This is a genomic window from Vibrio sp. 811 (assembly GCF_033339195.1).
The window spans coordinates 1-806 of the sequence record NZ_JAWOUB010000268.1; the positions used below are offsets into that span (position 1 = coordinate 1).

Genomic DNA, 806 nt, shown 5'->3' on the forward strand with positions numbered 1-806 from the left:
AAGTGTGGATGTTTCTATTCACGTTTATGGTGGCGCGACAGAACAAGCGATCGATAATATCGATATGAAGCTTTGTTGCCGCTACATCGCAGAGGCTCCGGACGACCGTGGTGCGCGAGAAGGGCACAGCATGCGTCGAGTACCGCAAACGCATGTCTTGGCGAAATGGAATCTCCCGTACGCCTTTACGATTCATCCTGGTGAAGAGCGCACCTTCGACGTCAAACTCGACGTGCCTTGGAACACGCCAGTGACCATCGGCGATGCAAAAGTCTGGCTAGAAACCGGCTTAGATGTGGCGATGGCGCTTGACCCTACCGACAAAGACATTCTCACCGTTAGACCCGACCCACTTATGGATGCCATATTGTCAGCGTTTGAAGCCCAAGGCTTGCGTATTCGCCAAGTCGAATGTGAAGAGGTAAAAGGTTTCGAACTGCCATTTGTACAAGAGTTTGAAATGGTGCCCACTGATGGCCCATATCATGGCGTATGGCGCGAGTTAGAGTTTGTCGCGCATCGTGATGAGCAAAACCTCAAGCTTTGGTTTGAGATTGACCGCACTCGCAGTGGCTCTCGCGGTATGCTTGCCAGCTTGCTCGGCAGTGGAAAACTCAAGCGCGAACTGTGTATTCCGGTGACAACAAACCTGGAAGAAGTGGGTGAGCTTGTCCTCAATTACCTCGACCAAACGGCTGCGATTCACGAGTCTTAATTTTAGCTTACACGTGTACGCTTAATGTGCCATACTAGAGCGAATATTCAAAACTCTAGTATAGGCGCATTGATGTCCTCACCGCAGAAAC

The 806-nt window shown here is 50.6% G+C and carries 1 protein-coding gene; it reads left to right on the forward strand.

Annotated elements, in window-relative coordinates; translation table 11 throughout:
• Positions 1 to 715 (forward strand): sporulation protein (locus tag R7Q46_RS26275; protein ID WP_318078097.1); only part of this gene is annotated, 715 nt, incomplete at its 5' end.
• Between the last annotated feature and the right edge of the window lie 91 nt (positions 716 to 806).